This is a genomic window from Paenibacillus sp. TSM33 (assembly GCF_056099025.1).
In genome coordinates this window covers 49,276-62,636 of sequence record NZ_JBLZXB010000001.1, presented here as the reverse complement: position 1 = coordinate 62,636, position 13,361 = coordinate 49,276, and the positions used below count along the sequence as shown (strand labels likewise).

The window sequence follows — 13,361 nt, the reverse complement described above, 5'->3', positions numbered from 1 at the left end:
AAAGGAAACAAATAACCGTTTTTTTACAATAAAATTGCGGCTATTTAGTCCATTTCCTCTTATTCTCAAATTGGGCATTTTCCATAATATGCTACAAATAAAGGATTATGATATGTGCAATAAAAAAAGATGCACCCGTGTCATCAGCACGAGTGCATCTTTTATATAGATGAGCTATCCAATTACAATATGTCCTTCAGGACGACGATACAACGTTTTGGTCGAACGTGGGCGAATGGCATAGGCGATCGTAAGAGGACCAATTCGACCAATAAACATGGTCACACAAATAATCAGCTTGCCTGCGTCAGACAACCCTGGCGTCACTCCTACAGACAACCCTACCGTTCCGATTGCGGAAGCCGCCTCAAATGCAAGGGAGAGAAAGGGGGCATCCTCTGTCATTAAGAGCAGTATCACCACAATCGAGAATATAAACAGGGCTAGTACAATAATGGTCAGCGCCCGCATCATGATATCTTGAGGAACCCTATGACGGAAAAACACAATCTCCTTCTGTCCTCGCATGACGGCGATTAACGCACCTACCATAAGCAGAAACGTAGTCGTTTTAATGCCTCCTCCAGTAGAGCCTGGGGAAGCACCAATAATCATCAGCAGCATAATAAAAAATTGACTGGCCTGTCTTAACCCGCTGATGTCGACGGTGCTTGTACCCGATGATCTCGTGGAGACGGATTGAAAGACAGCGGCATACACTTTGCCTTCCCAGTTCAGTCCACCCAAGGTCCGTGCATTGGTAAACTCAAAAATAAATATAACTAACGCACCAATAACAATGAGCGCTCCCGACACGCTTAGCACCATTTTAGAGTGTAAAGTCAGTCTCCGGGTACGACGAAAGTCGAACAAGTCACTAAGTACAAGGAAACCCAATCCTCCCGAAATCACAAGTACAGATGCAATCATATTGAAAACAAAATCCCCAGCGTATTGCTGGAAGCTGGTCCCGAACAGATCGAATCCCCCGTTATTAAAGAGGGATACGGAATGAAAAATCCCATAGTATATCGCCTGTCCGACCGGCATCTCTCGCATCCACCGCAAAGCTAAGACGACAGCCGCAATCGCTTCAATAGTAAAAGAAAAGATCAACACCTTGCGGATAATACGCACGATCCCTTCCATGCTATCGGCGTTAATCGCCTCCTTAAGCAGCAGCCGATCCTTCAACGATAGCCGTCGTCCCATCAACAGCGCAAACAAGGTCGCTAAGGTCATAAACCCCAGCCCACCTAGCTGCATCAGCACCAAAATGACGGTTTCTCCAAATACCGTATAGGTCGAATCGACATCAACAACGACCAATCCTGTGACACAAGCAGCGGAGACGGACGTAAAAAGCGAATCAATCCAATGCGGAGCATGTCCACCATGATTGGCAATAGGAAGCATCAGCAGCAAAGTACCCAATGCAATAATCAATACATATCCGATGACCAATATAAAAGGAGGCGATGCAAACCGACTAAGCTTGACGCTGCGTTTCATCAGAAGTATTCCTCTCCATCCGTTCTTATGAAAAAGAGGAACAAGACACGGGCACCCCGGCTGATCCTCTATATTCATAATGTTATGTTATTCTACTGTACGGTTACGCATATGCGGGAAAAGCAGCACATCGCGAATGGAAGGCGCATCTGTCAGCAACATAACCAAACGATCGATGCCGATGCCCAGCCCGCCTGTTGGCGGCATACCGTATTCCAAGGCGCGGATAAAGTCATCATCCATTTGATGAGCTTCATCATTGCCATGCTCACGTTCCAGCAATTGCGATTCAAAACGTTGGCGCTGGTCAATTGGATCATTCAGCTCAGTGAACGCATTCGCATGCTCGCGAGCGACCACGAACAGCTCGAAGCGATCCGTGAAGCGCGGGTCCTGTTCGTTTTTCTTCGCCAATGGCGAGATTTCAACCGGATGTCCAGTAATAAAGGTCGGCTGAATGAGCGTTTCCTCTACAAAATGCTCAAAGAATGCATTCAGGATATGACCAAATGTCATGTGCGGTTCAACCGGAACCTTATGCTCTTTCGCAAGGCGATGAGCTTCTTCATTACTCATTTGTACACTAAAGTCCACACCTGTTACTTCTTTAACAGCATCGACCATGGAAACTCTGCGCCATTGCGGCGTCAGATCGACTTCCTGACCTTGATACTGAATGTGCTGTGTGCCCAGTACTTCCTGCGCAATATGTGCAATCATGTTTTCCGTCAATTGCATGATATCTTTATAATCAGCATACGCCTCATACAGCTCAATCAACGTAAACTCAGGGTTATGACGGGTCGAAACACCTTCATTACGGTATACACGCCCGATCTCATATACTTTCTCCATTCCGCCAACAATTAGTCGTTTCAAATGGAGCTCAATAGCAATACGCATATAAAGCTGCGTGTCCAATGCATTATGGTGCGTAATAAATGGCTTCGCCGCCGCCCCGCCAGCAATGGCATGCAACGTTGGGGTTTCAACTTCCAAATAACCGAGCGAATCGAGATAACGACGCATGGATTGAATAATACGAGACCGCGTAATGAACGTTTTTTGTACTTCTGGGTTCATAACCAGGTCTACATAACGCTGACGGTAGCGCAATTCCACGTCCTTCAAACCGTGGTATTTCTCTGGTAATGGGTACAAGGATTTGGACAAAACCTCAATATCCAATACTTTGATCGTCGTTTCACCAGTCTTGGTCTTAAAGAGCACGCCCTTAACACCAACAATATCGCCGAGATCCAAAATACCAAATGCTTTATAATTTGCCTCAGGCACAGTGTCTTGACGAACATAAATTTGAATACGTCCGCTAAGATCCTGTATATGAGCAAAGCTGGCTTTCCCCATCACTCGTTTGGCCATAATGCGGCCTGCTATGCTAACTTCAATATTTTTTTCTTCCAATTCTTCCTTGGTCAAGCTGTCATACTTGCTCAGTAGTACGCCCGCTTCAGCCGTGCGTATGTATTTGCGTCCAAAAGGATCAATGCCCAATGCGCGAAGCTCGTCCAATTTGGCACGACGAATTTGCAATAATTCACTTAATTCCTCGCGATTTTCTTGTAATTCCTGGTTAGTAGTTTCATCCGACATGGTGCTAAATCAGCTCCTTCAATATGAATAGACGGGCCGGGGTCCGTCTCGGGTGTAGAGAAAAAAAGCTTCCACAAGGAAGCTTTTACATTAAATTCCAAAGTCCGTGTTTTATTTCTTGATATCCACGATTTTATATTGAATAACACCTGCTGGAACGGTTACATCTACAACAGTTCCTTTTTTCTTACCGAGAATAGCCTTGCCAACCGGACTTTCATTGGAGATCTTGTTTTGGAGCGGGTCGGATTCGGCAGAACCTACGATAGCATACTCTGTAATATCCCCGAATTCCAAGTCTTCAACGGTTACCGTTGCCCCTACTCCCACAACATCGGTGTCAATTTCATCACTATTGATAATACGGGCATTACGTAGCATCTTTTCTAAAGTAATTACACGGCCTTCAATAAAGGCCTGCTCATTCTTCGCATCCTCGTATTCGGAGTTTTCACTAATATCTCCGTATCCGATGGCTACCTTAATCCGTTCAGCCACTTCGCGGCGTTTGACAGACTTTAAGTTCTCAAGCTCATCTTCGAGCTTTCTAAGGCCTTCCTGTGTCAGAATGACTTCTTTATCGCTCATCTCAACCGATTCTCCTGTCATGGGAAAAGTTTAAAAGTGCATCGGAATGCACGCTTTCAAAACATAATATGCCACTCTGAGGGAATGAGAACATTTCCTGCTGTTGTCTTGAGAGCTGCATACAATTTGTAGTATACATCAAGATTTTATACTGAACGATTATAGGGCAAGCAATTGGAAAAGTCAATCGCGTGCACAAGCCGGAACAGCTTCCTTATTACGCAACAGTCGTAGGAGAAGCAGCGTCTGTTGAAAGCCCTTCACTTTCCACCATGTGCAATTGGGATACAAACTGTTCCAAAATACGTACCATATCGTTGCGCTTTGTTTCTTCCATAATTACATCCTTAATGCGTGCAGAACCTTTAATCCCCTTGAGGTACCAAGCCAGATGCTTGCGCATTTCACGAACAGCTACGGCTTCGCCTTTCAGCGCCACCAGACGGTCCATATGCAAAATGGCAATACGAATTTTTTCTTCTGGTGATGGATCGGGCAACAGCTTACCCGTCTGCAAATACTCAATCGTACGGTACAGCATCCATGGATTCCCGAGCGCACCGCGTCCAATCATAACGCCGTCACAATTGGTCAAATCCAACATTCGGCGGGCATCTTCCGGTGTTACCACATCACCATTTCCAATGACAGGAATGGACACTGCTTCTTTAACTTCTTTTATAATATCCCAATTCGCATGCCCCGTATACAGTTGCTCCCGTGTACGGCCATGTACGCTGACGGCCTGACCTCCGGCACGTTCAACAGCGCGAGCGTTCTCTACTGCGTAAATATGCTCACTATCCCAACCGATACGCATTTTCACGGTAACCGGCTTGCTCACCGATTCCACTACTGCGGATACCATCTCATAAATCTTGTTTGGATCGAGCAGCCAACGAGCACCTGCATCACATTTGGTCACTTTGGGAACCGGGCAGCCCATATTGATGTCAATAATATCTGCATTCGTCTCCTGGTCTACGACTTTCGCTGCTTCCACCAAAGATTTGCGGTCGCCTCCGAAAATTTGCAAGCTAAGCGGCTTCTCGCGCTCATCTACAAACAGCATCTCGCGTGTACGCTTGTTGCCGTGAATGATGGCCTTATCACTAACCATCTCTGCACATACCAAGCCTGTACCGAATTCCTTGGCGATCAAGCGAAAAGCAGGGTTGCACACGCCTGCCATTGGTGCCAGGACGACTTGGTTTTTCATTTCAATGTCGCCGATTTTCAGCATATCCGTTCCCTCCTTTACTCCTTCTTTATATATCGTATACTTATCTTCATTCCGTCAATTCCCGGACTTCAATCTCTAGCGTTTGGGCAATGATGTTCAGCATGTCTGAGTCTACTGTACGATTACCTCGCTCCACAGCACCTAATACAGTCAAAGATATGCCCGTTCGTTCTGCCAACTCCTGCTGGGTAAATCCTTTTAGCTTCCGAAAGGCGCGGAGTCGTTGCGCCAGCTGCAAGTTTTCCAAAGCTGTATGCCGTCCTTTCCATCCACAGAATTCAATGCAGTATGCACGATACTGTATAGACCGGACGAATCCTGGTTCGGGACAATGTCAGCCAAGGGAACCAGCACAAAAGCACGCTCCAGCATACGAGGATGAGGAAGCTCCAAATCCGGCGTAGCCAATTGTGCCGCTTCCATCCACAACAAGTCCAGGTCAATGGTTCGTGGACCGTTAGGAATATGTCTTACCCTCCCCAGACGACTCTCCACCTCCAGCATATAAAACAAAAGCTCCTCTGGAGCAAGTGTTGTTGATACGGCTACCGTCATGTTCAAAAAAGAAGGCTGATCCAGATATCCAACAGGCTCTGTTTCATACAGACTGGAGCAGCGCAGCACTCGTATCGCCGGATGTTCGTCCAGTGCGGTAATGGCTTCATACAGGGTATGCTCACGCTCCCCCAAATTAGCCCCTAAAGCAATATAAGCCTCTGATCCCTCAGAGGTCGAATGTGCATTCATGTATCGTTCCTACTTTCTTGCGCGATAAAGCTCAACCGTCACACCCTGAAAATGAATATCAAACGGCGGATGCGGCTTCGTCACTTTGACAGTCAGTGCATTGACACTAGTATAAGTGTCCAGTAGGGAAGATGCAATACGTTCGCCCAAAGCTTCAATCAATTGGTAAGATTCCTTTTCTACGATATCTTTCACGGTATAATGCACCTCAGCATAATTAACCGTTTTGTCCAAAGCATCCTGCTCCCCTGCTTCACGCAGATCAAGCTCCAGTTCCAAGTCAATATAGTAACGCTGTCCCAGCTTGCGCTCCTCGGGAAAAACGCCGTGATATCCGTAATACTCCATGCGATGCAATTTCATTTTATCCATCGTTGGTAAGTCCCCTTTTTTTGATTTTTTCTATATAAGTTCCACATAAAGGATTCGTGAAGCGGGCTTTACCCACCATAACTCAGTGGATTTTTAGCCCCATACACCATCGCATCACACATACGTACGGTACGGTTGATCTGTGCCACATCGTGTACACGCACAATCTGGCATCCTTGGGCAATACCAAAGGCCACGGTAGCCGCAGTTCCCTCCACTACATCATCCACAGGCAAATCCAGTGCTGTACGGATAAATCTTTTGCGCGATGTAGCCAATAACAGCGGAAACCCCAGCTGGCTCAATGTATCAAGCGAAGTCATGGCATGAATATTTTCATCATAATCTTTGGCAAAACCGATGCCTGGGTCTAAAATGATCTGCTCCTTACGGACCCCTGCTTTCAGTGCTAATTGGATACTTTCTTGTAAATCGGACAGCATATCAGAAACCAAATCGGTATAGTTACGGTCGTGACGATTATGCATCAAGATGACCGGACAATCGAATTCTGCTGCTACTCGTGCCATATCGGGGTCTGCCTTAAACCCCCACACATCATTAATGATGTGTGCGCCTGCTTCAAGCGCCTGTCTGGCTACTTCGGCTTTGTAAGTATCCACAGACAATGGGATGTGCGGTGCAATCCGATGGATCGCCTGGACGACCGGAATGACCCTAGCCAGTTCCTCTTCCACACCTACTGGTTCATGACCCGGACGAGTAGACTCCCCGCCAATGTCAATGATATTCGCTCCATCCTCCACTAGCTTCAATGCATGTAAAACAGCAATCTCTGGATTATAATGTAATCCTCCATCCGAAAATGAATCCGGGGTCACGTTGAGAATGCCCATAATCTGGGTAGAATGTCCAAGTGTAAGCTCGGCCTCCCCCATTTGATAGCTGCGTTCATAAAGAGTTGGTATATTCACTTCATCCCTGCTTTCTGCCTATAATCATGCAACAGCAAAGCTGTTATGGACTCGTTCTTCGCCAAGGGCACCGATAAATGACTTGCTACGCCTCCCGGTTCCAACAATAAATCCACGGGTCGTATTTCTTGTATAGAGTTGGTCATAAAAATTTCATCAGCCTGTTTCAGCTCGTCCCAACGGTATAGCCCTTGCTCACATGGAATGCCTCGCAGGGTCGCCAGCTCCAAAATGAACTCACGTGTAATGCCTGGCAAAATTCCAGTAGACAAGTCAGGGGTATACAGCTTATTATTTCGCACAAAAAACAGATTGCTAACTATTCCCTCTGCCAGAAAACCGTTGGCCGTAAGCATTATTCCCTCAGCCTTATAATGGAGAGCCTCGGTATACTGCTGAAGTTCCCGCTTCGCAAGAATATTATTCATATAATGGAGCGATTTTAATCGAACCTCCCCCTCCGGAGTGTTTCTGGAGGTTCGCAGCAACTGAAGCGCAGAGGATTGCCCGGTTTGTGTATTTGTAGAGGGCAGCGGCTTGGCGAACAAAATATGGTTGGGCCGCGTGTAGTCACCGGTTGGCAAGCCCAGTGCCTCTTCACCCGCCGATACGGTGTAGCGGATATAGGCTTCATCCAGCCCATTTGCCACCATCAGATGCTGGATGTGTTTCGTAAGCTGCTTCTTATCCGGTTGAAAAGGAATACCCAGCATGCGGCAGCCTTCCTCCAGTCGGCGTAGATGCCGATCCAGCAAAAATGGAACACCCTTATAAGTGCGGAATGTTTCAAACAAGCCCATTCCGTATAAAAAGCCGTGATCACTTACGTGGATCACGGCTCTTGCGGCTTCCGTGAGGACGCCATTAACTCCGATATATCTCATAAATCAGACGCCTACCTTGCGTTTTAGGAAATTGCGCAACAGTTGATGCCCGTAGTCCGTAATAATGGATTCGGGATGGAACTGGACTCCTTCTACGGCAAATTCTTCATGCCGCAAACCCATAATTTCACCCTCTGCGGTTTCAGCAGTAATCTCTAGACATTCAGGCAGGCTCTCGCGCTCTACCAGCAATGAATGATATCGGGTAGCTGTAAACGGAGAGGGCAAGCCTTCAAATACCGAGGTATTGTGATGGAGAATCGGTGATGTTTTGCCATGCATGAGCCGATCAGCCCGGATAACCTTACCGCCAAAAGCCTGTCCGATGGCCTGGTGACCGAGACACACGCCAAAAATCGGAATCTGGCCTTTAAAATGGCTGATTACATCCAGCGATATTCCCGCCTCATTCGGCGTGCATGGACCTGGCGAGATCAATATATGATCTGGTGCCAGCTCTTCTATGCCTTTCACATCAATCTCATCATTCCGTTTTACGGTTACTTCTTCGCCAAGTTCACCCAGATATTGAACAAGATTGTACGTAAATGAATCATAATTATCAATCACCAAAATCATTAGACTCACCCTCCTGTGATACCGCTCCTGCTCAAAGCGGCTTCTTCTTCCCCACATTGTACCGCCTTCATGACAGCTCTGGCCTTGTTCCGACACTCCCGATATTCCCTGTACGGGTCTGAATCAATGACAATACCCGCACCTGTCTGTAAATAAGCAGTGTTCCCCTTTACAGCTAGTGTTCTTATTATAATATTTAATTCCATATTACCATTATAGTCAATCCATCCAAGGGACCCCGTATAAGGACCCCGACGGACGGGCTCTAATTCTTCAATAATTTCCATCGTGCGCACCTTAGGAGCTCCGGTAATGGTTCCACCTGGAAAGGTAGCAGCAATTACGTCTATAGCTGTACGACCCGAGGCTAACTTCCCCTCAACCTGAGAAACCAGATGCATAACGTGCGAATAATATTCGACAGTCAGCAATTCAGGAACATGCACCGATCCATATTCAGCAATCCGTCCGATATCGTTACGCTCCAGATCGACGAGCATAATATGCTCGGCGCGTTCTTTTTCACTGGATAGAAGCTCTGCAGCCATAGCGGCGTCTTCATCCGGTGTTAACCCCCTTCTTCTCGTACCTGCAATAGGTCGGGCGCTCACACGTCCATCCTCCAGTTTCACCAGCAGTTCCGGTGAGCCACTGACGATCCGTAAATCTGGCATACGCAGCATCCCCATATAAGGGGAAGGATTCAGCAAGCGAAGCCATTCATATATATTCTCAGGAAGGGCTGCAAGCGTACGTTGCTGACGGATCGACAAGTTAACCTGAAACACATCCCCTTGAGCAATATATTCCTGTACACGTTTCACGGCATGTTCAAAATCTTGTTGACTGAATGCCGTTTTCCAGCCTTCAGATTCTTGATGATCAGCCTCTAATCCTTTTTCGGACAACCGAGCGCAACGAAGAGGATAAGCTGGATCAGTCTCTCCCGCTTGTATGATGGTCTTCCACTGAATCAGCATGCGTTCTGCACGTTGGACAGCTTCCGCATAAAGCTTGCCAAGTATCGATGTGGTCTCATTCAACATAACCTCATTCGCCAAATCAGTCTGACTACTGAGGTTACCGGAATGGGCAGGATTGGGCATATGAACAGCACAATATAGGCATGATGTTTCGTGATCATAAATCCATAGCTCATTCACCCGCATCCACACATAATCAGGTATACCCGTATCGTCTGCAGCTTGAGTTGGCAAACGCTCTAACGAGCGAGCTACATCGTAGCCCAGGTAGCCTGCAAATCCTCCAGAGAAAAAAGGCATGCCAGGTACACGTGGCGCACGGTAAGGGGTGATCCAATCGTTCATGACTGTCAAAGGTTGTCCATGTATAGCACCATGCTCCCCGCTTTGCAAATCAGTCCAAACTGCTTGTTCCCCCTTGCCTTCCAATATAGCAACCGGATTCAAGGCCAGATACGTATATCTTCCACCTTTAGCGCTCTCCAGCAAGAAAGCATATGGCGCCGAATCCTCCCAAGCCCTCCGCCACGATGAAGGTAATCCACCTCCGGGCAATGGGTACTTAGCAATATAGGGAAGCATACTCCAGCCTTCCTTCTGCCAAGTTTGCCACTGCGCCTCCGTCACTCTAGCTGTCCATTTCATCTGTGTGTGCTACCCCTTCCTTACTTTGCCAAAAGTCTGCATTCTTCTCGTTACAAAGAAACCCTCATCCCCCGGTTACAGGGAAATGAGGGTTTCCTTACGTATAGTATACACAATTACGACATAATTACAGCTCGAAATTGTATAGTGGTGTGCTTAGGTAACGTTCGCCATTACTTGGAATAATGACGACAATCCGCTTACCCTTGCCCAATTGCTTAGCAAGCTTCAAGGCCGCGTGAACAGCCGCGCCAGATGAAATACCGGACAAAATGCCCTCTTCCTTGGCCACTCTACGCGCTACCTCGAAAGCTTCATCGTTTTCTACATGAAAAATTTCATCATAGATATCGCGGTTTAGAATTTCAGGAATAAAGTTGGCACCCAGCCCTTGAATTTTGTGAGGTCCTGGCTTGCCACCTGCTAGCAATGGGGAAGAAGCAGGCTCTACAGCCACGATTTTAATATCAGGGAATTCTTTTTTAAGCACTTCTCCAGCACCGGAAATAGTTCCACCAGTCCCTATACCTGCTATAAAAGCGTCCAGAGTACCGCCAATGGAACGAATCGCTTCTACGATCTCAGGACCCGTCGTTTCACGGTGAATTTTGATATTAGCTTTGTTCTTGAACTGCTCGGCAGCGAAATAATCCGGGTTTTCGCTCAATAGCTCTTCCATTTTCTTAACAGATCCGTTCATACCTTCAGAGCCAGGTGTTAATACAAGCTCGGCTCCATAAGCACGCAACAAATTACGACGCTCTATACTCATTGTTTCTGGCATAACAATTACTGCTTTATACCCCTTCGCAGCAGCAACCATAGCCAAGCCGATTCCTGTGTTACCGCTAGTTGCTTCAATAATAGTACCGCCCGGCTTAAGCAGACCTTCACGCTCAGCTTCTTCCACCATACTAATCGCAATACGATCTTTTACACTGGAGCCCGGGTTCTGATATTCCAGTTTCAAATAAATTTCGGCGCTATCTTCCGGTACGATCCGGTTGAGGCGAACGAGGGGAGTCTCCCCGATAAGGTCGGTGATGTTATTAACAACTTTAGCCATGATAATTCCTCCCTGACTGTAGATGATATATTAAAAATTGCGAAAACATATTGTGATGATTCTAGTTAAATCATTTTTAGTTTTATGCCGTTCATTTAATTTCCGATAAAAATAGTTGGTTTTATACGCTAATCATAACAATCTTCAATTCCAATGTCAATACAAGTAAATAAGCCACAATGCTGTTTACCCGCGTTATCCGCACCTGTTTCCTTCCAAGCAAGCTTCTTTTACTATGCTACAGAGAAACGGAAGGTACCTCTTTCCCAGATAAAATACGAGCTCCATATTTATCACGCAGACTCTTTTCGACCTCTTCCAAAGGAGCGGCTTGTGCCAGCGCAAGAGAGCGGCGGATTTGCTGACGTATCTGCTGCTTATCGGGAGAATCCTTTAGCCTGATATCCTGAACATAAATGACCGCATAGCCATCGTTAACGGAAATGGGACCTGCAACGTCCCCGGAGCTTAGTTCCCTCGCCGCCTTCATGACCGCCTCCGGTTGGTATGGGTCATATTCATCCACCCATCCCAGCTGTCCGCTGTGATCCTCACCGGAAAGGTTACCGGAATGCTCCCCAAGCAGGGTGTCGAAACTCTCTCCTTGCTTGACCCGATCCAGCAACAACTCTGCTTCCTCTACCTTAGCCACATAAAGAGTTGCCAGCTTGATCTGCTTACCGATGGCAAATTCCTCGGCGTGTTGTTCCCAATACTCGTCAATTGCCGTTTCCTCAACCTGAATACCTTGTGTGGCTATTTTCTCCAAGCCAATCCGGTACTCCGCTTCATTCCGTAAGTCAACCGGATCTAAGCCAAATTGTCGCTTCATTTCCTCAAAGTAGGCGTGTTCTGAGTCGTACCCTTTACTATCCTGCTCCAGCACCTGCTGTAAATCCTCTTGGGTGATCTTAATACCGAGACGCTTGGTTTCAGCCTGCACGGCTTTACGATTCAACATTTGCAACAGCGTATTCGTTCCATATCGCTTTTTCAGTTCCGCTACCCACTGTTCCTCCGATATGCCTTCCTGACCCATCTCCGCCACAGTATGATCCCCGTCATCCTTGCTTACATCACCCGGCTTTAACAGCCCCCGAAGCATGATAAGACCACCCAAGGCGGCGACGCTAACGGTCAGAATAATGACAGCTGTCCATAATCCTTTTTCCCGTGTAGTCATCGCTTGCACCGCCCATCCGGTTAGGCCTTGGCTTGATCTAACAGATTTTGCAATTCATCCTTATTAAACTGATAAGCCTCATTACAAAAGTGACACACGACCTCAGCCTGTCCTTCTTCCTCAATCAATTGCTTCAATTCACTTTCTCCCAGACTGATCAATGTTTTCTCTACGCGCTCGCGTGAGCACTCACATTGAAAATGGATATCCATTTCATCAAGAACTCGAACGTCCGGCAGCATCCAACGCAGCATTTCGTCAAGCTCCAGCCCTTGATCCAGCAGAGCCGTAACAGGTGGAATGGAGCCGACTGCATTTTCGATAGCAGTAATCTCATCATCATTCAGGCCTGGAAGCAACTGAATAATAAACCCGCCGGCCACAATGACGGAATTATCCGTATCTACCAGCACGCCCAAACCAACCGCTGACGGAGTCTGCTCGGATTTAGCAAAATAATAGGTAAAATCCTCACCTAATTCACCAGAAATAATCGGGATACTACCGCGATACGGTTCTTTTAACCCCAGATCCTTGATGATATGGATGAATCCCTCTGTACCTACGGCACCTGCTACATCCAGTTTTCCCATACTATTGCTAGGCAAATGCACATGTGGTTCAGTAACATAACCTCGTACTTCCCCTACAGCATTAGCATCAACGACGATTTGCCCAATCGGCCCATCGCCTTTGACTTGAATGGTTAATCGTTCGTTGCCTTTTAGCATTGACCCCATAATTGCGCCTGCTGTGAGGGTTCGTCCCAAAGCAGCAGTTGCCGTAGGATAAGTATCATGTCTTCTCCGCAATTCCTCTACCAATTGAGTTGTCCGAACAGCAAAAGCTCTAACCCTTCCATCCATGGCTGTACCACGAATAATTCGATCCTGCTTATTTTCCATATTGATATCCTCCCCCTATTATCCAAGGCAGTCATGCTGCTTATTTTCGTTAGTATTTCCTCATCCTTGAAGCATCATTTCCTACTATATAAACAACCTGCATCG

At 46.8% G+C, this 13,361-nt stretch carries 14 protein-coding genes; all 14 read right to left on the bottom strand.

Annotated features, from left to right (window positions below):
* Positions 1 to 174: 174 nt before the first annotated feature.
* Positions 175 to 1,512 carry a TrkH family potassium uptake protein gene (locus ACN6NF_RS00320; protein WP_474314149.1) on the bottom strand — a complete coding sequence of 446 codons (1,338 nt, stop codon included), beginning with the start codon at positions 1,510 to 1,512 and terminating at the stop codon, positions 175 to 177.
* Between the two features lie 87 nt (positions 1,513 to 1,599).
* Positions 1,600 to 3,126 carry a lysine--tRNA ligase gene (gene lysS / locus ACN6NF_RS00315; protein ID WP_474314146.1) on the bottom strand — a complete coding sequence of 509 codons (1,527 nt, stop codon included), beginning with the start codon at positions 3,124 to 3,126 and terminating at the stop codon, positions 1,600 to 1,602.
* A gap of 111 nt (positions 3,127 to 3,237) precedes the next feature.
* Entirely contained in the window at positions 3,238 to 3,714 is a 477-nt protein-coding gene (greA, locus tag ACN6NF_RS00310; RefSeq protein ID WP_013308160.1) for a transcription elongation factor GreA, read from the bottom strand.
* 217 nt (positions 3,715 to 3,931) lie between these two features.
* The gene (gene dusB, locus ACN6NF_RS00305) at positions 3,932 to 4,957 is read right to left on the bottom strand and encodes a tRNA dihydrouridine synthase DusB (protein ID WP_474314144.1); all 1,026 of its coding nucleotides are present in this window, start codon (positions 4,955 to 4,957) and stop codon (positions 3,932 to 3,934) included.
* Positions 4,958 to 5,003: 46 nt separating this feature from the next.
* On the bottom strand, positions 5,004 to 5,204 hold the full coding sequence (locus ACN6NF_RS00300) for a helix-turn-helix domain-containing protein (protein WP_031462560.1): 201 nt from the start codon (positions 5,202 to 5,204) through the stop codon (positions 5,004 to 5,006).
* Positions 5,156 to 5,704, bottom strand: a complete 549-nt coding sequence (gene folK, locus ACN6NF_RS00295) for a 2-amino-4-hydroxy-6-hydroxymethyldihydropteridine diphosphokinase (protein WP_474314141.1) — start codon at positions 5,702 to 5,704, stop codon at positions 5,156 to 5,158. Before folK ends, ACN6NF_RS00300 begins: the two co-directional genes overlap by 49 nt.
* A 9-nt stretch (positions 5,705 to 5,713) precedes the next feature.
* Entirely contained in the window at positions 5,714 to 6,076 is a 363-nt protein-coding gene (gene folB, locus ACN6NF_RS00290; protein WP_013368705.1) for a dihydroneopterin aldolase, read from the bottom strand.
* 68 nt (positions 6,077 to 6,144) lie between these two features.
* Positions 6,145 to 7,011, bottom strand: a complete 867-nt coding sequence (gene folP, locus ACN6NF_RS00285) for a dihydropteroate synthase (protein WP_474314137.1) — start codon at positions 7,009 to 7,011, stop codon at positions 6,145 to 6,147.
* A complete protein-coding gene (locus tag ACN6NF_RS00280; RefSeq protein ID WP_474314134.1) occupies positions 7,008 to 7,895 on the bottom strand; it encodes an aminotransferase class IV in 888 nt (295 codons plus the stop codon). The genes folP and ACN6NF_RS00280 overlap by 4 nt, the downstream gene beginning before the upstream one ends.
* 3 nt (positions 7,896 to 7,898) lie before the next feature.
* Entirely contained in the window at positions 7,899 to 8,474 is a 576-nt protein-coding gene (gene pabA, locus ACN6NF_RS00275; RefSeq protein WP_474314133.1) for an aminodeoxychorismate/anthranilate synthase component II, read from the bottom strand.
* Positions 8,475 to 8,479: 5 nt separating this feature from the next.
* Positions 8,480 to 10,102 carry an anthranilate synthase component I family protein gene (locus ACN6NF_RS00270; RefSeq protein ID WP_474314132.1) on the bottom strand — a complete coding sequence of 541 codons (1,623 nt, stop codon included), beginning with the start codon at positions 10,100 to 10,102 and terminating at the stop codon, positions 8,480 to 8,482.
* 127 nt (positions 10,103 to 10,229) lie between these two features.
* Complete coding sequence (gene cysK / locus ACN6NF_RS00265; RefSeq protein ID WP_016818901.1) at positions 10,230 to 11,168, bottom strand: cysteine synthase A; 939 nt, start codon at positions 11,166 to 11,168, stop codon at positions 10,230 to 10,232.
* A 238-nt stretch (positions 11,169 to 11,406) separates the two neighbouring features.
* Positions 11,407 to 12,351, bottom strand: coding sequence for a peptidyl-prolyl cis-trans isomerase (locus ACN6NF_RS00260; RefSeq protein ID WP_474314130.1), 945 nt, complete (start codon positions 12,349 to 12,351; stop codon positions 11,407 to 11,409).
* 20 nt (positions 12,352 to 12,371) lie between these two features.
* Positions 12,372 to 13,256: an Hsp33 family molecular chaperone HslO gene (gene hslO / locus ACN6NF_RS00255; RefSeq protein WP_113050363.1), complete on the bottom strand. Its 885-nt coding sequence runs from the start codon at positions 13,254 to 13,256 to the stop codon at positions 12,372 to 12,374.
* Between the last annotated feature and the right edge of the window lie 105 nt (positions 13,257 to 13,361).